This is a genomic window from Streptococcus taoyuanensis (assembly GCF_029589235.1).
GTDB lineage: Bacteria > Bacillota > Bacilli > Lactobacillales > Streptococcaceae > Streptococcus > Streptococcus taoyuanensis.
The window spans coordinates 1-18,277 of the sequence record NZ_JARQVW010000006.1; the positions used below are offsets into that span (position 1 = coordinate 1).

17 protein-coding genes and 1 tRNA gene are annotated in these 18,277 nt (G+C 35.9%); 1 reads left to right on the plus strand and 17 read right to left on the minus strand.

Annotated features, from left to right (window positions below):
* Positions 1 to 154: 154 nt before the first annotated feature.
* From P5Y91_RS05295 to ychF, 12 genes are all read right to left on the minus strand, one after another.
* Entirely contained in the window at positions 155 to 634 is a 480-nt protein-coding gene (locus P5Y91_RS05295) for a sigma-70 family RNA polymerase sigma factor (RefSeq protein WP_003009261.1), read from the minus strand.
* A gap of 155 nt (positions 635 to 789) precedes the next feature.
* Positions 790 to 861 (minus strand) — tRNA-Glu (locus tag P5Y91_RS05300).
* Between the two features lie 91 nt (positions 862 to 952).
* Positions 953 to 2,926, minus strand: a complete 1,974-nt coding sequence (ftsH, locus tag P5Y91_RS05305; protein WP_003002062.1) for an ATP-dependent zinc metalloprotease FtsH — start codon at positions 2,924 to 2,926, stop codon at positions 953 to 955.
* A gap of 10 nt (positions 2,927 to 2,936) precedes the next feature.
* Positions 2,937 to 3,479, minus strand: a complete 543-nt coding sequence (gene hpt, locus P5Y91_RS05310; RefSeq protein WP_003018402.1) for a hypoxanthine phosphoribosyltransferase — start codon at positions 3,477 to 3,479, stop codon at positions 2,937 to 2,939.
* Positions 3,480 to 3,483: 4 nt separating this feature from the next.
* Positions 3,484 to 4,758 carry a tRNA lysidine(34) synthetase TilS gene (tilS, locus tag P5Y91_RS05315; protein ID WP_155125164.1) on the minus strand — a complete coding sequence of 425 codons (1,275 nt, stop codon included), beginning with the start codon at positions 4,756 to 4,758 and terminating at the stop codon, positions 3,484 to 3,486.
* Entirely contained in the window at positions 4,758 to 6,023 is a 1,266-nt protein-coding gene (locus P5Y91_RS05320) for a serine hydrolase (RefSeq protein WP_277839131.1), read from the minus strand. The genes tilS and P5Y91_RS05320 overlap by 1 nt, the downstream gene beginning before the upstream one ends.
* Positions 6,016 to 6,144 (minus strand): SP_0009 family protein, encoded by a 129-nt coding sequence (locus P5Y91_RS05325; protein ID WP_003009253.1) that lies wholly within the window; start codon positions 6,142 to 6,144, stop codon positions 6,016 to 6,018. The genes P5Y91_RS05320 and P5Y91_RS05325 overlap by 8 nt, the downstream gene beginning before the upstream one ends.
* A 3-nt stretch (positions 6,145 to 6,147) precedes the next feature.
* A complete protein-coding gene (locus P5Y91_RS05330) occupies positions 6,148 to 6,516 on the minus strand; it encodes an FtsB family cell division protein (RefSeq protein WP_003009251.1) in 369 nt (122 codons plus the stop codon).
* A complete protein-coding gene (locus P5Y91_RS05335) occupies positions 6,509 to 6,775 on the minus strand; it encodes an RNA-binding S4 domain-containing protein (RefSeq protein WP_003002258.1) in 267 nt (88 codons plus the stop codon). Before P5Y91_RS05335 ends, P5Y91_RS05330 begins: the two co-directional genes overlap by 8 nt.
* 68 nt (positions 6,776 to 6,843) lie before the next feature.
* Complete coding sequence (gene mfd, locus P5Y91_RS05340) at positions 6,844 to 10,338, minus strand: transcription-repair coupling factor (RefSeq protein ID WP_118396202.1); 3,495 nt, start codon at positions 10,336 to 10,338, stop codon at positions 6,844 to 6,846.
* A 4-nt stretch (positions 10,339 to 10,342) separates the two neighbouring features.
* Positions 10,343 to 10,912 carry an aminoacyl-tRNA hydrolase gene (pth, locus tag P5Y91_RS05345; RefSeq protein WP_021154173.1) on the minus strand — a complete coding sequence of 190 codons (570 nt, stop codon included), beginning with the start codon at positions 10,910 to 10,912 and terminating at the stop codon, positions 10,343 to 10,345.
* Positions 10,913 to 10,980: 68 nt separating this feature from the next.
* Positions 10,981 to 12,096 (minus strand): redox-regulated ATPase YchF, encoded by a 1,116-nt coding sequence (gene ychF, locus P5Y91_RS05350; protein WP_003010773.1) that lies wholly within the window; start codon positions 12,094 to 12,096, stop codon positions 10,981 to 10,983.
* Positions 12,097 to 12,273: 177 nt separating this feature from the next.
* Here ychF and P5Y91_RS05355 point away from each other — a divergent pair, with 177 nt between their 5' ends.
* On the plus strand, positions 12,274 to 12,771 hold the full coding sequence (locus P5Y91_RS05355) for a DUF1307 domain-containing protein (protein WP_049495817.1): 498 nt from the start codon (positions 12,274 to 12,276) through the stop codon (positions 12,769 to 12,771).
* Between the two features lie 184 nt (positions 12,772 to 12,955).
* On the opposite strand, the gene P5Y91_RS05360 is transcribed toward P5Y91_RS05355, so the two are convergent.
* The 5 genes from P5Y91_RS05360 to htrA form a co-directional block, all read right to left on the minus strand.
* Positions 12,956 to 13,147: a DUF951 domain-containing protein gene (locus P5Y91_RS05360; protein ID WP_003002008.1), complete on the minus strand. Its 192-nt coding sequence runs from the start codon at positions 13,145 to 13,147 to the stop codon at positions 12,956 to 12,958.
* A gap of 12 nt (positions 13,148 to 13,159) precedes the next feature.
* On the minus strand, positions 13,160 to 14,296 hold the full coding sequence (gene dnaN / locus P5Y91_RS05365; RefSeq protein WP_277839135.1) for a DNA polymerase III subunit beta: 1,137 nt from the start codon (positions 14,294 to 14,296) through the stop codon (positions 13,160 to 13,162).
* A gap of 159 nt (positions 14,297 to 14,455) precedes the next feature.
* Positions 14,456 to 15,814: a chromosomal replication initiator protein DnaA gene (gene dnaA / locus P5Y91_RS05370; RefSeq protein WP_129824946.1), complete on the minus strand. Its 1,359-nt coding sequence runs from the start codon at positions 15,812 to 15,814 to the stop codon at positions 14,456 to 14,458.
* A gap of 267 nt (positions 15,815 to 16,081) precedes the next feature.
* Positions 16,082 to 16,843 (minus strand): ParB/RepB/Spo0J family partition protein, encoded by a 762-nt coding sequence (locus P5Y91_RS05375; RefSeq protein WP_049495811.1) that lies wholly within the window; start codon positions 16,841 to 16,843, stop codon positions 16,082 to 16,084.
* Between the two features lie 71 nt (positions 16,844 to 16,914).
* Positions 16,915 to 18,096: a serine protease HtrA gene (gene htrA / locus P5Y91_RS05380; protein ID WP_155125168.1), complete on the minus strand. Its 1,182-nt coding sequence runs from the start codon at positions 18,094 to 18,096 to the stop codon at positions 16,915 to 16,917.
* Positions 18,097 to 18,277 lie beyond the last annotated feature (181 nt).

Sequence of the window (18,277 nt, forward strand, 5' to 3'; positions counted from 1 at the left end):
CACATTGGTTCGTCTTGTTCAGTTTTCAAAGGTCTTTGTCGCTCTCGCGCGACAACTATATTAGTATATCATGACCTACCCTTACTGTCAACACTTTTTTCCAAAAAATTTTATTTTTTTGAAAGTTCATTTATTCACTGTCAACTTTCAGTTTTTAAATTGAATTTTTAAAGTCCTTTAAATAGTTCTCTAATTTCTTTTTCATTTTTGTTTTTCCTAGACATCTTCTGTTTGCTAGTAATGCTTCATATTGTTCTTTTTCTTTTACGGTTAATTTTTCTTTAAAACGTTTTAATGCATCTCTCAGAACAACCAACTCATCTAAATATATTTTTCTTGATGAAATTCTGTGACTAATTTCTCCAATTTCAATATATGGAAGTCTATTTATTTTTCTCTTATCACTTTCCTGTTGTCTTATTTTATCTTTAATATGATTTCTAAATTTTGTTTTGAAATATGTATAAAGTAATTCTTCATTTGTTTCAATTTCAGGATTTTTTTGATAAAGTTCAAACAGAGTTAGCTGACCTTCTTGTTCCCAATCATCCTTTTCCCATAATTGAATATAATATTCTTTTTCACATTTTCTTACGATATATTTTACTTTTTGATACATTTTATTAAATTCCATAAGCTCTCCTTTATTTTTATCTGTATTTTATAAAAATAAAGAAGCCCATTGGACTTTTTTTCTATTCTGCACGTTTTTTTAACTATTTGGTTATTATTTTTAACTATTTTGTCCAAATACACAAAAAAAACTGCCACTTGGTGACAGTTTATCGATAGTCCGTACGGGATTCGAACCCGTGTTACCGCCGTGAAAAGGCGGTGTCTTAACCCCTTGACCAACGGACCATTTTTACAACATATTCTATTATACAGAATATTTTTACTCTGTCAACACTTTTTTAATAAAAAAAGAAGGAAATATTTTCCTTCTTTTGAATTAGTTATTTTCTTCTAATTTTGACTTAATCTCATCATATGATAGAGGTTTTGCTTCTTCTTCTAATTCATGCTCTGAATTTTCAGGCATTTTTCCTGTTTCATATAATGATTTAATTTGAACACTATCCAAGGTTTCATATTTTAATAGAGCTTCCGCAATTAGTTTATGCGTTTCTCTATTTCCTTGAATAATTTCTGCCGCTTTATTACGGGCTTCATTCAACAAACCACGAACTTCTTCATCAATTTCGTAAGCAGTTTGTTCTGAAATCATTTTTTGTGGGCTTTGAGCACCAAACATCGCATGATTTCCTTCATATTGGACTGGTCCAAGTTTTTCACTCATACCATATTCTGTTACCATTGCACGCGCCATTTGGGTAGCTTGTTCAAAGTCATTTGAAGCACCCGTTGTTTGTGAATTGAAAATAATTTCTTCGGCAACACGTCCTCCCATGAGCCCAGCTAATTGTTCTTTCATATCTTCTTTAGAAAGTAACATTTGATCTTCTTTAGGAAGGGCAATCATGTAACCGCCTGCACGACCACGTGGAACAATGGTAACTTTATGAACCACACGAGCATTTGATAAGACCAGACCAACGATTGTATGACCAGCTTCGTGATAAGCAACCATTTCACGTTCTTTTTGTGAAATCGTCCGATCTTTCTTAGATGGACCTGCAATAACACGATCTTCTGCTTCATCGATATCAGCAGCATCAATTACTTTTTTATTTCGACGAGCTGCAACCAAGGCTGCTTCGTTCAAAACATTTTCGAGATCAGCACCGACAAATCCCGGTGTTTGTTGAGCAACCAATTTCAAGTCCACATCTTGAGCAAGCGGCTTATTCTTAGCATGAACACGAAGAATTGCCTCACGACCTTTCACATCTGGACGTCCAACTAATACTTTACGGTCAAAACGGCCAGGACGAAGAAGGGCAGGATCAAGGACATCAGAACGGTTAGTTGCTGCGATAACAATGATTCCTTCGTTACCTTCAAAACCATCCATCTCAATCAAGAGCTGGTTGAGGGTTTGTTCACGTTCATCATTTCCACCACCAAGACCTACACCACGTTGGCGCCCAACAGCATCAATTTCATCGATAAAGATAATGGCTGGAGCTGCTTTTTTAGCATCTTCAAAAAGTGAACGAACCCGGCTAGCACCGACTCCGACAAACATTTCAACGAAGTCAGAACCAGAGATACTGAAGAATGGCACTCCAGCTTCACCAGCTACTGCTTTTGCTAAAAGGGTTTTACCAGTTCCGGGAGGGCCTTCAAGAAGCACACCTGCTGGGATTCTTGCACCCAATTTAGTAAAGCGTTTTGGATCTTTTAAAAATTCAACAACTTCAACAAGTTCTTGTTTTTCTTCTTCAGCTCCTGCTACATCTGAAAAACGAACTTTAATATCTTCTTTATTAGCAGCGCGGGCTTTATTACGACCAAAGTTCATGGCACCTCTGGCACCTCCGCCACCGCCTTGGTTCATCATTGAGAAGAAGAAGAACATGACGATAACAAATGGAACAATTGAAGTGAGAATTGTTATCCACATGCCACTTGAGCTCTCACGCTTGATGGTGATTTCTGCTTTGTGGTCAGCTGCTAATTTTTGTAATTCATTGACGGTGATATCAGATGGAAGGATGACACTAGTAAAGCGAGATACTTTTTGAACACTTGGGGTAAAAAATTGAATTCCTGTATCTTCTTTTGATTCTTTTGCTTTATTATAGGTACCTGCAATTTCAATCACACTACCATTTGGTTGGTAACTGATCGTTTTTACATTATCATTTTTAATTTCTTTGACCAATTCTGTGTAGTTGATTTGCTGACTTTGACCAACCCCATTACCCGCAAAAAAGTACTGGAATCCTGTCACAGCCGCTACAATAATCAACAAATACAGAAATGGATTTCGGACAAAACCGTTATTTTTTCTGTTATTCATCTAGTCTCCTCTATTTTGAGTACACTTCCTCTTTTAATACACCAACATAGGGTAGGTTACGATAATTTTCATCATAGTCTAAACCATATCCTACAACAAACTCATTTGGAATCGTAAAGCAGGTGTAATCTGCTTCAATCTCAACCAAACGTCCTTCAGGTTTATCCAGTAAGGTAGCAATCTTTACAGATGCTGCATTTCTTTCTTCAAAGAGTTCTTTTAGACTCTTGAGAGTTTTACCTGTATCGATAATATCTTCTACAAATAAAATATCTCTACCAGTAATATCTTGGTCGATATCCTTGATAATATTAATAATACCTGAGCTTGCCGTACCACCATGATAACTTGAAACCAGCATAAAATCCAATTCAATATGTGTATCCACGTGGTTGATCAACTCTGCCATAAATGGAACAGAGCCTTTCAAAATTCCAACAAAAATTGGATTTTTTCCTTGGTACTCTTTTGTTAGGGTTTCACCCAATTTCTTTGCTGCTTCTACAATTTCATCATGTGAAACCAATACTTTTTTTATATCTTTTTCTAACATGTTTTTACCTATCTATTTTTTGAATATAAAGACTATCTTTCATTATACCACTTTTTGAGGGTTTACTCAAATCACTCGTTACCAATCCCACTACAGAAAGAATATTATGATTCTGTTCTATAATGAGAGCTTTTTGCCGAAGAGAAATTGGAATTTTATGGTTGATAAACCACCGTCTTAATTTTTGATGGTGGCCATTAACAAGCAGCTGATCTCCTTCCTTTCTCCCTCTAATTAAGATGGGAGTTTCGCGTGAAACAGAAAGAATTTCTACATTTTCCCCTACTAATGGTTGCCCAAAAGATAGTTTATAATTTGCAATATCAAAGATATTCCCAAATTCTAACAAAAAAGGAAGGGGTTGGTCATCCGACTTTTGACTGATTTTTCGTATTTCAAAGAAATCATATTCTTGATGTAGTTCATAATTCGACTTTAAATAATGAATGCAATTTCTTTTTTTTCGCAGTAAATCTAATAATTCTTGAAACTGGGCCCTACCAAGTTGCAAATCTGGAAATTGTGCCAAATACTCTTCTAATAAGAATGATTGTACAGAATGAGAATACGTTCTAAAAGAAGCTAAATCTTGAATGCTTAACTTGCTAGTCAATTCTTTTAGTGCTTGGTGCCAATGAGTCACTTCCTCTGCTAAATAGCGAAGACTTGCTTGCATTTGGGGATTTTCTTTTTCAAATTCTGGAAGGTATTGATGGCGTACACGATTTCGAAAATAGTCCTGTGAGTCATTGCTACTGTCTTCAAAGTGAGGGATTTTCATCAACTCATCTTTGGTAAAAGTTAACAAAGGACGGATTAACTCACCCTTACCAAATGGTTGGCGTACAGGAATACCACTTAAATGGCGTAATTTTGTTCCTCGTATTAAGCGCATGAAAGTTGTTTCGGCTTGATCGTTTGCATGATGACCTGTTACTAAAGCGGTGCAATCCTCTTTCTCCATAATCTGTTTAAAAAAATCATAACGAAAGGTACGAGCTTTTGCTTCTGTAAAATCACCCGAATAGTGAGCCACATGGATACGTGTCTCTCGCCTATCAGCTAGCGTTCGAAGTTCACTTTCTTCTAAATCCGATTCTGGTCTTTGTCCATGATTGACATGAGCGAGTACCAGATAGATTTTCAATCGTTCTTTATTCTTATATAAAAGTTCATACAGATTCATTGAATCCAATCCACCAGATAAGGCAACTAAAACACGGCGATGGGGAGTAAATAGATCTTGTTTTTCACAAAACTCTAAAAATTGCTTTTCCATTATTTCAATACCTCATAGATATCTTTTGAAATATTGGAAATCGTATCATAATTCGAATGATCTGTAAAAATGGCTATTACATAGGGTGAATTTGTATATACAATTGCAACATCATGTCTAAAATCATAGGCATCTCCAATTTTATGAGCAACTTTTACTGGAAGGTCACGCGCAATCCGTTGATCATCATATTTTGTAGAGGAGAGTGCATCAATAATAGGGCCATTTTGTTGATAGACAGCCTCCATGACATTGCCAGCCATTTCAGCGGATGCTTCTCTTTTTTCAACATCCCAATGTTTCTTTGCAATTTTATCCAAAGTTTTTTGGAAGTCTTGATCTGATTGATGAGTGACATAATAATTCAAGATATTATGTCCAACATTATCTGATTCTTTTGCAATTTTATCTACCAACTCTTGAACACTATATTCTTTTCCATCTGGTGTTTTTGAAAGGCTACCACTTCCTTCTGGTTCATAGCCACCATTGAAATCATTGACTTCTGGAATATATTTGTAGGTTGTAGTTGGAGAAATGGCTTTTTTATTGAGCTGTTCTTGGACGTAGTACAAGTATGGTAATTTCGTTACACTGGCAGAATACATTTCTTTTTGCGGATTGATTCCAGCAGTATTTCCAGTCTCTAATTGTTTTACATAGATTCCATACGAAGGAGAATTGTATTTACTATTTAACAAGTCCTGTACTTTTTCCATTCGATTATCTTTTTCGGTAACGAATGCTTTGTTCACCCAGCCCTGACCTTCAATCTCCACAAACTCATCTCGTAAAGTCTTAGCTGTACGTAAGACTGTCACTTTTGTATAAGGAGAAAGAGATGTATTTTTTTCCTTTGCACCATTTATTAAGGGTCGGTCATACACTTTAAAACCAGGTTTTAGCCACATGTCTTGTTTTTTTTCTTGTGTTTCTTGTACAACATCAGAAAAAATGACAGAAGAATCTGCTAATACATATCCTTTATCTGCTATTTTAAATACAGCTTTCCCTTCATCATTTACAAAGAGTTGTTCGATTGTAAACGGTGTGTTGGGAAGAATTTCTCCTTTTGCTTTTTTCAACTGAGGATCAGAAAAAACAGAAATTTTGCGATAGACATTAGGGTTCGCTGGAATTGAAGAAAAATAAAGTTCTGATGGATGAGCCATTGTCTGAGAAGGCTCAGACTGCTCAATACTCGCTACTTGAGACCCAATAAATAAAATTGGAACTAACAATAGGAGCAGAAATCGTTTAGACACCTGTATTCCTTTCCTTTTCATCCTTTTGAAGTTTGATCATTTGGTTTTTCTTTTTTAATTCCTCTAATTTTTCATCCGAAAATTCAAGAAATTGTTTAACTGTTTGTAAGATATTTTCCATCGGTTATTGGGGAAGTAAATCTGGGATGGTATAAACATATTCACCATCTTTTGAAAAAGAATACTTAGCGCGTGCATATTTTGTTGCATAATCATCGTCTTTTAATTTTTTAGCGATGTCTTGTTGGTATTCTTTTTGTTCACTTGTTTCTTTATACTCTTTTTCCAACTGTTTGTATTGTTCTTTTTTATCTTGTAGCGATTGATAGCTCTGGGCTAAATTATAAGTTGGAAGAATAAATAGTAACATGACCAATATCAAGACGAGTCCCAGAAAACGATTGCGTTTTTTTCTTTCTTCTTCTAAAAAACGTTTTCGCTGACTTTCGTCTTTGATATATTTATTGTTCATTTGAACGATATTTTTAGGCATCTTCTTCTATCCTTGTTTCACTAATTATTTCATACATTTTGGATGCATCTTCTTTTTTTGTACTATCCAACATTTCCAAGACTTTAACCGTCAATACTTTATTTCCAAAACGAACTTCAATTTGATCATTCACTTTCAAATCCGTTGAACTTTTGGCTAATACTCCATTGACTTTGATTCGTCCTTTATCTGCAACTTCCTTTGCAACAGGACGACGCTTAATAATGCGAGAAACTTTTAAATATTTATCTAATCTCATACTGTCACCTCTAACATAGTATTGTATCATTTTTTATACATAAAATGCGAAAAATGAGCTAAGAACTGCTAGTCCTTTTCTTTTTCCTGTTTAATTTCCAATAAGGTTTGACCAAATTGCTTCAGAGCTTCCAAAATTTCAAAATCTTTCTTATTTCGAATATCGAAGATCACTTCAATCAATCCCTTTTCTTCTGCAATCTGTGCCTTTAACTGTGTCATTGACAGAGCTTTGAAATAATCCTGTGTTAAAAACAGTTGTTTGGCAATAGGTTCAAATTTCACTGTCACTTTTTGTTGTTTTCTCTCAACAAGACGGACAAAGACTTGATCCAAGTAAGCTTTCACTAACCCAATTTCAAGTAGGTAGGCGACAACATCTGGGTATTCTCCAAAACGATCGATCAATTCATCTTGCAAGTATTCATAGTCCGTTGCAGAATTCATTTCACGAATTTGTTTGTAAATTTCAATTTTTTGACGTTGATCTGAAATATATTCATTAGGTAAATACGCATCTATTTGAAGGTTCAACTCTGCATTGCTCTTTTGCCTACGATGCTCTTGGCCTTGTTTCTTAGCAATAGCTTCTTCTAACAATTGAGAATACATTTCAAAACCAACTGAATCGATGAAACCAGATTGAGAAGCTCCAAGGATATTCCCTGCTCCACGGATCGATAAATCTCGCATAGCAATTTTAAATCCAGACCCCAACTCAGTAAAACCTTTAATAGCTTCTAAGCGTTTTTCAGACACTTCTGTAAGAGATTTGTCTGGACGATACATCAAATAGGCATAAGCAATTCGATTGCTTCGTCCCACACGACCTCTTAATTGATAAAGCGTTGAAAGTCCCATATGATCCGCATTTTCAATAAAGAGTGTATTAGCATTTGGAATATCCACACCTGTCTCAATAATGGTTGTCGTCACTAAGACATCGTATTCGCCATTAATGAAATCCAACAGGGTATTTTCCAGGCGAACTTCACTCATCTGGCCATGAACAAAGCCAATCGAAGCCTCTGGAATCAACTCTTTTAATTCAGACACCTTTTGTTCAATTGTATCTACCTTATTGTAAAGATAATAGGCCTGTCCTCCACGATCCATCTCCCGCAACACAGCATCTCGAATAATAGTTGGATTGGTCTCTAGTACAAAAGTTTGCACAGGATATCGATTGGTAGGAGGTGTTTCAATGACAGACAAATCTCGAATTCCTAGCATAGACATATGAAGAGTTCGAGGTATAGGGGTAGCTGTCAAGGTAAGCACATCCACCTTTTTTTTCAATTCTTTCAAGGTTTCTTTGTGCTTCACTCCAAAACGTTGTTCTTCATCGATCACGATTAATCCTAAGTCTGAAAAAACAACATCTTTGGACAAGAGCCGGTGAGTTCCAATAATAATATCCACTCGTCCTTTTTTCAACTTTTCAAGCGTTTCTTTCTGCTCTGCCTTACTCTGGAAACGACTTAAAACAGCAACTTCTACTGCAAAAGATTCAAAACGCTCCTTAAAATTGGCATAATGTTGTTGGGCAAGAACAGTGGTAGGAACCAGCACTGCTACTTGTTTATGATCATTTACTGCCTTAAAGGCTGCTCGCATAGCGACCTCTGTTTTCCCAAAACCGACGTCTCCAACCAGCAATCGGTCCATCGGACGATTCGATTCCATATCTTTTTTGATTTCTTCAATGGAACGTAATTGGTCATCTGTTTCAATATATGGAAAATCTTGTTCAAAAGCCTCTTGGTTTTCATCATCTTGGGAATAGGCAAAGCCTTCTAATTGACTACGCTCCGCATAAAGTTTTATCAAATCATCCGCAATGTCCTCCACCTGGGTCTGAACCTTTTGCTTCGTTTTTTGGAAACGCCCATCATTTAACTTGTTAATTTTTGGCGTTTTTCCATCACTTGCAACGTATTTGGACAACATCTGAATCTGATCGACAGGAATCGAGATGCGATCTCCATTTTGATATTGAATTGAAACATAATCACGATGGACACCCGAAATTTCAATCGTTTCAATTCCCAAATATTGACCAATACCATGAACTTGGTGAACAACATAGTCCCCTTTTTCCAGTTCATTATAATTTTTTAGGCGTTCTGCATTGGAAATATTTTGCCTGCGAATCTTTCGTTTGATCTTTTTCTGATAAATCTCTGATTCTGTAATGTAGACAATTTTTTCATCAACAAATTGAAAACCGTGAGCTAGTCCTCCAACAACTAATTGACTAGCTTGAGGAATGATCGTATCCCCATCAATATAATCTAATCGAATCCCATACTCTTCTAAATTTTTATGGAGCTGTTGAAGATTGTGATGAGAAGTTGCTTGGATAATAACTGTATAGTTTGATTTTCGATACCGTTCAATTTCCTCTTTTAGTAAATCAAATTGTCCAAAAAACTCCTGCATGGGATATTGATTGAATTGATACAAATGATCAAACTTCAGATTTCCTAATCCTTTTTGAAAGTTTGAAAAATAAGTTGCAGGCGTATATTTTCGTAATGTTGTACTGGTGTCTGCAAAATACACTTGGCGAGAAGAAGCTCTATTTTTATGTAAATCTTCCGTCAAGAGATTAGCTGTATCTAGTTCAAATCTCGCTATTTGATCTGCTATTTTTTGATAATCATCCAGAAAAACAGGAGTGTGTTTAGGGAGATAATCGAATAGGGTATATTGCTTCTCGTAAAAGAAACTAATAAATTTTCTAAGATCCGGATGGAGTTTCCTTTGAGAAATATCTCCCAGAATTTCTGCTAGATAAGATTTAAATTCTTCATTTGCACTCTGTTCTTGCAATTGTTCTATTTGCTGCTGACCACGTATAAAATCTTCCTCTTGCAACAATAGATCACTCACTGCCTTCAGTTGAACTTCTTCAACATTTTCAACAGAACGCTGACTTTCTGGGTCAAAGATTCGGATTCCATCAATCTCATCTCCGAAAAATTCAATCCGATAGGGTTGGAGTTGGTCGATCTCAAAGATATCTAAAATATCTCCTCGTAGACTAAACTCTCCCTGTTGCAAAACTTGGCTCACCTTTTGGTAGCCAATTTTCTGTAATGTTTCACTCAGAGTAGTTAAGTCTATTTCTTGACCAACCTTCAATTGAAAAATGCTAGATGCAAAAACTTTAGGAGAAGGTAATAGTAGTTTTATACCACTCACATTGGTCACAAGGATGCCTTGACGATCTTCTTGGCATAAAAAGTTCAAAGCCTCTAATCGTGCAAATTGCCTTTCTTGTGAAGCAAAAACAAATTCTGCTAAAGGGTTATCATCTCCCAAAAATGTATGGACTTTCTCTTCTCCAAGTAAGGCAATAAAATCACTGGCCAATCGTTCTGCTTCGTTATAACTGGAAGTGATGAGGACTGCTTTTTCAATAGAATCAAAGGCTGAAGCCATTACAATAGCCTTTGTGGTCGCAGATAATCCTAAGATCAATTCCCTATTATTTTTTTGCAAACCTTGTTGCCAGGATAGAAGGTTGGAGTTTTGACTCACTAAATCAATTACATTCATCTACTTACCCGTTGTATTTCTGCATGCTTCTTTCAAAATTTTCTTCTACCAAGTAATCGTTAACCGCTTCTTCTACTCGATCGATTGTTTGTAGAATAGTGATGTAATCGCCTTTATCAAATTTTCCTAATACATGATGAACAACTGACATGCCCTGCTTAGGTCTTCCAATTCCAATCTTAATTCGATAAAAAGTCTGAGTTCCAATATGATTGATAATCGATTTGATTCCGTTATGACCTCCAGCTGATCCTTTCGCTCGAAGACGAATCTTACCAACTTCCATATCTAAATCATCGTAAATAACCAAAAGATCTTCAATATCCAGACCATAATAAGTCAGAAGGGCATGGACTGCTTTTCCACTCTCATTCATGAAAGTGGTCGGCTTTACAAAATAGACCTTTTCTCCATTCAAAAATGTTGAGGCGATATCAGCTTGAAAAATCTTATCATGGGAGAAAGTAAGATTTAAAGACTTTGCCATTTGATCAACTAACATAAAGCCTACATTGTGTTTGGTTTCAAAATACTTATCACCTGGATTTCCCAATCCAACAATTAATTTCGTCATCTCTTTCCTTTCAAAACACTAAAAGGGTTGGAAATATTTTTTCCAACCTTTACATCTTTTTAACTCTCTTATACATTAAAACGGAATTCCATGATGTCCCCATCTTGGACAACATATTCTTTTCCTTCTTCGCGCAAGCGTCCTGCTTCTTTTACAGCCTTTTCAGAACCGTATTTGACCAAATCATCGTAGGACATAGTCACGGCACGAATAAATCCTTTTTCAAAATCGGAGTGGATGATTCCAGCTGCTTGAGGAGCTTTCATGCCACGTTTGAAGGTCCAAGCACGCACTTCTTTTTCACCAGCTGTGAAATAAGTGCCAAGTCCCAACAAGTGATAAGCTGCACGCGTAAGTTTATCAACTCCAGACTCTGTTAGGCCAATCGCCTCTAAAAATTCTTGTTTATCTGCATCATCTAGCTCAGAAATTTCTTCCTCAGCACGCGCAGAAATCACCACGACTTCCGCGTTCTCTGTTGCCGCAAAGTCACGAATTTGCTTCACATACTCGATAGAATCTGGATCTGCAACAACATCTTCATCCACATTGGCTACATAAAGAACTGGTTTGGTAGTCAAAAGGAAAAGTCCTTTCACCACTTTTTGTTCTTCCTCAGTGAATTCAATGGTCCGAGCTGATTTACCATCTTCAAGAACTGGTTTGATTTTTTGTAGAACATTAAATTCCGCAACAGAATCCTTATCTTTTTGTGTACGAGCGATTTTTTCTACACGCGCATAGCGTTTATTGACAGACTCTAAGTCGGCTAAAATTAATTCTAAATTGATGGTATCAATATCTGCCAGTGGATCAACAAAGGCATCTTCACGACCTTGCTCCCGCATGACATTTTCATCATCAAAAGCACGCACTACATGGACAATGGCATCTACTTCACGGATGTTGGCCAAGAATTTATTACCAAGTCCTTCCCCTTTAGAAGCTCCTTTCACAATCCCAGCAATATCTGTAAATTCAAAAGTAGTCGGAACTGTCTTCTTAGGAGTAATCATTTCCGTCAATTTTTGGAGGCGTTCATCTGGAACTTCTACCATCCCGACGTTTGGATCAATGGTCGCAAAGGGATAGTTTGCGGCCTCTGCTCCTGCTTTTGTAATTGCGTTAAATAGGGTTGATTTACCAACGTTTGGTAAGCCAACGATACCTGCTGTTAATGCCATTTTTCTTTTTCTCCGTTCAAATTTCAATCTCTTTTATTATAACATAATTCAAAAGACAAGTGATGAAAAATGAAATATTTCATCACCTTTGAAACTAGATTTTTTCATCAAACTGTAACGTTCTAAAAAGATAAAAATGGTATACTATATTTAACAATGAACAAAGGAGTTTTTCAGATGAAAAAACAAACATGGAAATCTATTTTTCTTTCTTTAATCGCTATCTTTACTCTCTTTCTTCTTGGAGCTTGTGGACAACAATCTGTTCAAAAATCCTATCTTCAGGCAATCAACCAAGAAAAGAAAACAGATGTTCGTATTACACTAGAACATAAAGGTGATAAAGCGATCAGTAACCAAACCACCACTACTATTTATTACAAAGAGGCGGGAGTTACGAAAGATCAATTAAAGGAAATGATCGATAAATATGATGAAGAATACAAAGATGTCAAAGGATTCACACATTCTGCTGAATATAAAGATGACTATATGGTTGAAAAAACAACACTAAATTATGAAAAGGCAGACTTAGATCAGCTAATTGAAAAGAAATTAGTAATGACACAAAAAGATAAAAAAGTCGACTATATCAGCTTTAAATCAACTTTTGATATGATGAAACAGGGTGGTTTCAAAGAAGTTAAAAATGGAAAATTTGAAGAATTAAAATAATTGAAAAGAGGCTGGGACAAAAGTCCTAGCCTCTCAATTGTCTTTGGATTGTCGAGCAAGACGCAGTGGTTGAGTGGGCTCTATTACGCTGATTTCATCAGCTTTTACAGCCCTACTCAACTGTGCGGAGGTGGGACGACGAAATCGAATTCTAACGAATTACCGATTTCTGTCCCACTCTCTTTTACAATACTTTCTTCATTTTCTGTTCAAAATCATGGCGACTCATCATGACCACATGATCACAATTGCTACATTTGATTTTTATATCTGCACCAAGTCGCGTAATTTCCCAACGATTTGCCTTCTTGCCTGTTTCTTTTATCACACAAGCGTGAGGCTTTTTCATTTCTACAAAATCACCTAACGTATACATGATTCACCTATGTTAATTTGTGCGAACTGGCGTAATTAATTGAATGAACCCTTGTTCATTTCCTTCCGGAACCAATGTAAATGGTCTAACAGAAGAAATGAAGCGAATAACAACTTGTTCACTGTCAATAGCTTTGAGCGCCTCAATCAAATAAGTTGGATTAAAGCTAATTGACAAATCCTCTCCTGAAACAGCGTTAGTATCGATTTCTTCATTTACTCGTCCAACTTCTGGTGAATGAACGTGGGAAGAAACTACTCCATTTTTGAACTCTAATTTAACCGTTCCGTTTTGAGTCGCATTTGAAAGAAGACGAGCACGCTCCATTGCAAATCGAAGGTTGGCCACATTGAAGGTTGCCTCTGTATTGAATTCTGTTGGAATGAGACGGTCTGTATCAGGATAATTTCCTTCTAGCAAACGGGTATAGAAACTAATGTGTTCACTTCTAAAGAGAATTTGATTGTTTGCAAAGAAAACTTCAACTGTTTCAATATCATCAGAAAAGACAGAGGTGAATTCACGAAGAGAGCGACTTGGGATGACAACATCAAAGTTGTCTCCATTTTTCTCCAGTGTAATCACTTTTTGACTCATACGGTGAGAGTCTGTTGCTACTGTTTTTAGCTCTTTATTATCTGATAAAACAAAGTGAACACCAGTCAAAATTGGACGACTTTCTTGTACACTTGCTGCAAATGCTGTTTCATTAATTAATTGTTTTAATAATTTTGTTTCCAAAACTAATGGATTACTTGCAGCAATTTCTTGAATACGTGGATATTGATCTGCATCTTTTCCTTTAAGTGTAATTTCTGATTTTCCACTTGTTAAAAGAACCTGTTTTTGTTCAATCTCTTTAAAATCTAAAGTAACATCTGGTAAACTTGAAACCACATTAATAAAGAAAGTTGCTTCTAATAAAATAGAACCTGGAGAGGTCACTAGTAAACCAGCATTTTCATCTTTGATAGAAATAAAGTTTTCAATTGAAATTTGGCCATTCGATCCAGATAAGGCAACTCCTTCTGGAGTGACATCAATTTTAATCGTGGAAAGGATTGGAATAGCATTTTTTGAACTGATCGCTCTTTTGGTAGTATTTAGTGCTTGTAAAAATAAAGTTTTGTTAATAGAAAAATTTATCATGGTCATTCCTTTTATTTATTTTATGATTAGTAAGTTAATAGTAATAGTAGGTTGTGTGGAAGTTGTGGAAAACTCTCAGAATCCTATCTATGACTTAAAAAGTTACTTGTTTAAAAATTGTGCATAACCCCTAGAAGTTTAGAGGAAGTTATCCACAGATTAATTTAACTTTTTCTTGATACTTTGAATTTCGAGTCGTAGATTATCATCTGTGTCGACCATACTTTTAATTTTTTCATAAGCATGAATGACAGTCGTGTGGTCTTTTCCACCGAATTCTTTTCCGATTCGAGGAAGTGAGTTGTCCGTCATCTCTCTTGAAAGATACATGGCCACTTGTCGTGCTAGGACAATATTCTGAACTCTTCGCGAACCTTTGATTTCTTTTACACTGACTCCATAAAAGGCTCCAACTGCTTCCTGAATTTTTTCTATGGGGATGACAAGCGTCTTGCTATTATCGTTTTTACGAGCTCGAATAGCTTCAGCTGCAACATCGATCGTAATTTCTTTTAGTTTTTTCACCTTCGCCATTAAAGAAATATCATTTAAGGCACCTTCTAAGTCTCGGACATTTGAATCAAACTGACCAGCTAGATATTCTAGTGTGTCATTAGGAAAAATATAATCTAGATCTTCAATTTTATTTCGTAAGATGGCAATCCGAGTTTCAAAATCAGGTGGTGTTATATTTTGCGTTAGTCCCCATTTGAAACGAGTAACCAGCCGCTCTTCAAGACTATCTAAATGATCCGGACTTCGATCGCTTGTTAGAACAATCTGCTTGTTGTCGCTATGGAGAGCATTAAAGGTATTAAAGAATTCCTCTTGAGTCGTGACTTTTTTCCCACCGAGTGACTGGATATCATCAATCAGTAAGAGATCAAGACTTCGATAGGTATTCTTGAACGTCTTCATTTCTCCTAATCGAAGATGTTCTAAAAATTCATTAATAAAGGTTTCTGCTGGAACATACTTAACCCGTGCATTTGGAATATTTTCTAGGATTTGATTTCCAATTGCGTTCAATAGGTGAGTCTTTCCAAGCCCTGGTCCACCATAGATAAAGAGAGGGTTGTAAGTTGTTGCAAGATTTTCAGAAACTGCAAGCGCTGCTGCTTTCGCCCAAATATTTCCATCCCCTTGCACAAAATTATCAAAGGTGTACTTTGATTTCAGACCTGTATCAATTTTAGGTAACGGTTCGGTTGTTAAGCTACCTGAAGATAATCTCCTATTCTCACCGCTATGATTGCTAGGAATTTCTTCGGTATCTTCAAAAACGAAATGGAACTTCAAATCTGTATTGTAGACTTCAAAGCTGGCTGTGATCAAAGCATTTTTTAGATTTGTTTCCCAAAATAATTCTTTATAATTTCCATCAAGATAAATGGTAGCCGTTTCTCCATCTATTTTGACTAATTTTGAATCGGCGACAAAAAAATCATAGGCACTATCTTTTAGTTGTAATTGGGCTAATTCTAAAAAACGAGACCAAAATTGCTCTTCTTGTGACACTATTAGACTTCCCTCCTTTTCTTGAATTGTATCAAATCATACGTACTCCTATTCTACCACAAACAAAAATAGTTTTCCACAGGCTAAATTTCATGAAATTAAATTATAGTTTTAAACTTTTCCACAAGTTGTGGATTTAAATTCACATTGTTTTTAAAAGTTATCCACAAAATGGGGATAACTAGAGAATATCCTTATTTTTCTGCTATTTACAAAAGATTTTTATGGTGGAAAAGCTTGTCAATATAAAAAATAAAAATAACAGCCTTATTTAAGGCTGTTGATAATTCGTTGGTATTCATCAAGACTGGAAAAAGAAATTTGGATAGTTCCTTTATTTTGAGAAGAGGAGTGTATCGTCACATCTGTTCCTAATATTTTTTTCAATCGTTGTTCCTCTTCTAGTAGGAAGCTTTCTTTTGCTTTTTTATTTTTCTGTTTTCTTTTTGAACTGATCTTACTTTCTAATGTTCGAACATTTAAATGATCCTGTTTGATTCGCTCCAACCAAAAGCGCTGCTCTTCCTCATCAAGAGGAACAAGAACACGCGCGTGAGCCGAAGAAATATCATTTTGAATGACTGCTTCTTGAACAGAGGGAGCTAGATGTAACAAGCGAAGCATATTGCTGATATAGGGTCTAGATTTCCCCATAAATTGAGCGATTTGGTCGTGCTTATAGCCATGATCAACGAGCTTCTGGTAGGAGATAGCTTCTTCAATTGGATTGAGATCTTCTCGTTGAAGATTTTCAATAATGGCTTGTCGCATCATTTCTTGATCCGTTAACTCTTTAATAATCGCAGGAACAAGCTCTAATCCAGCAATTTTTGAAGCTCTAAAACGTCTTTCACCTGCAAGCAATTCAAAACCAATTATTGGAGATTTTCTGACAATAATGGGTTGAATTAAGCCATTTTCTTTGATTGACTGAGCCAGTTCTTCTAATTTTTCTTGATCAAATACTTTTCTTGGTTGGAAAGGATTGGTTCGAATGTCCTTTACCGCTATTTTTTCTAATTTTTCCATCTTATGAATAGAATAACACACCTTTACAAATTCGTAAAGGTGTGTTTACAAGTATGTCAAGAAAGTGAAAGTTAATCGCTCAGATCCTCAGTTGATTTTGTCAACTTGATAGAAGTTGTTTGTTGTTTTCCGTCACGATAGAATGTTACCTTGATCGTATCGTTGATTTGGTGAGAATACAGGGCAGATTGTAAATCTGCAGTTGACTCGATATCTGTATCATCGATCTTTGTGATCACATCATAGCGTTGCAATTTATCTGAAGCAGGCATATTTTCAAGTGTTGAACGAACCAGTACTCCTCCAGAGATTTTTTCAGGAAGTTTTAATTGGCTTAAATCAGATGTTGAAAGGTTGGATAAATCCATCATTTGGATTCCAAGAGCTGGTCGAACTACTTTTCCTTTTTCTTCTAGCTGTTTGATAATATTGACAACATCATTTGCAGGAATAGCAAATCCCATTCCTTCTACTGAAGTTTGTCCATTATTTGAAATTTTACTTGAGGTAATCCCAATGACTTGTCCTTGAATATTGATTAATGGCCCTCCAGAGTTCCCTGGGTTGATGGCTGCGTCTGTTTGTAAGGCGCGTGTAGAGATATTTTGTCCATTATCAGCTTTCAAATTCACATTGCGACCTTGGCTAGAAATGATCCCTTGAGTAACAGAATTCGCATAATCAGTTCCAAGAGGGCTACCGATTGCAATTGCAGTCTCACCGACTGTTAATTGGTTTGAATCTCCGAATTCAGCTACTGCCTTTGCTTTATCCGCACTAATACGAACGACTGCAATATCAGAATAGACATCTGATCCAACTACTTCTCCGGGGACTTTATTCCCATCTGCTAAAAGAATATCTACTTTTTTAGCACCATTGATTACATGGGTGTTGGTAACAAGGTAGGCATATTTTCCTTCTTTTTTATAAATGACCCCAGAACCTTCACTAGAAATTTGTGAGTCAGAGTTTTCTTCTTTTTCAAATAACCCTTGATTCGAAGAATCAGAATAAGTAATCACAGAAACTACAGCATTTTTCACCTTGTCTACGGCCTCACTAGTTGAGGTTGTATTTTTATAAGCTGTTTTAACAGTGGTTGAGTGGACTTGCTTACTTTCAGTATTTGAAGTAGAAGAATGAGATGTTTGTAAGGTTAAAAAGGTTCCAAGAATACCACCTAGAAAACCTACAACAAAAATGAGGGCTATGTTTCCAAGTTTTTTTAGTAAATTAGATGAAGATTTCATATTTTCCTCCTAAGGATATCAAATTGTCTAGAGTATAGAAAAACTTTCTTAATTATATCTTAAATAACTAAACTTATCCACAAATTGTGGATAAGTTGTAGAATTTAGTTGAGAAATGGCTTTTAAAAGGACTTTATAGAATAGATTTCCTTTCTATAGCTGTGGATTATTTGTGGAATTG

What these genes read in the sequence shown, in the direction of transcription:
- P5Y91_RS05360 (WP_003002008.1), bottom strand. Translation starts at nt 13,147, where the DNA reads ATGTATACGTTAGGTGATTTTGTAGAAATGAAAAAGCCTCACGCTTGT.
- P5Y91_RS05335 (WP_003002258.1), bottom strand. Translation starts at nt 6,775, where the DNA reads ATGAGATTAGATAAATATTTAAAAGTTTCTCGCATTATTAAGCGTCGT.
- dnaN (WP_277839135.1), bottom strand. Translation starts at nt 14,296, where the DNA reads ATGATAAATTTTTCTATTAACAAAACTTTATTTTTACAAGCACTAAAT.
- P5Y91_RS05330 (WP_003009251.1), bottom strand. Translation starts at nt 6,516, where the DNA reads ATGCCTAAAAATATCGTTCAAATGAACAATAAATATATCAAAGACGAA.
- ftsH (WP_003002062.1), bottom strand. Translation starts at nt 2,926, where the DNA reads ATGAATAACAGAAAAAATAACGGTTTTGTCCGAAATCCATTTCTGTAT.
- mfd (WP_118396202.1), bottom strand. Translation starts at nt 10,338, where the DNA reads ATGAATGTAATTGATTTAGTGAGTCAAAACTCCAACCTTCTATCCTGG.
- P5Y91_RS05355 (WP_049495817.1), top strand. Translation starts at nt 12,274, where the DNA reads ATGAAAAAACAAACATGGAAATCTATTTTTCTTTCTTTAATCGCTATC.
- P5Y91_RS05295 (WP_003009261.1), bottom strand. Translation starts at nt 634, where the DNA reads ATGGAATTTAATAAAATGTATCAAAAAGTAAAATATATCGTAAGAAAA.
- P5Y91_RS05375 (WP_049495811.1), bottom strand. Translation starts at nt 16,843, where the DNA reads ATGGAAAAATTAGAAAAAATAGCGGTAAAGGACATTCGAACCAATCCT.
- pth (WP_021154173.1), bottom strand. Translation starts at nt 10,912, where the DNA reads ATGACGAAATTAATTGTTGGATTGGGAAATCCAGGTGATAAGTATTTT.
- hpt (WP_003018402.1), bottom strand. Translation starts at nt 3,479, where the DNA reads ATGTTAGAAAAAGATATAAAAAAAGTATTGGTTTCACATGATGAAATT.
- tilS (WP_155125164.1), bottom strand. Translation starts at nt 4,758, where the DNA reads ATGGAAAAGCAATTTTTAGAGTTTTGTGAAAAACAAGATCTATTTACT.
- ychF (WP_003010773.1), bottom strand. Translation starts at nt 12,096, where the DNA reads ATGGCATTAACAGCAGGTATCGTTGGCTTACCAAACGTTGGTAAATCA.
- P5Y91_RS05325 (WP_003009253.1), bottom strand. Translation starts at nt 6,144, where the DNA reads ATGGAAAATATCTTACAAACAGTTAAACAATTTCTTGAATTTTCGGAT.
- htrA (WP_155125168.1), bottom strand. Translation starts at nt 18,096, where the DNA reads ATGAAATCTTCATCTAATTTACTAAAAAAACTTGGAAACATAGCCCTC.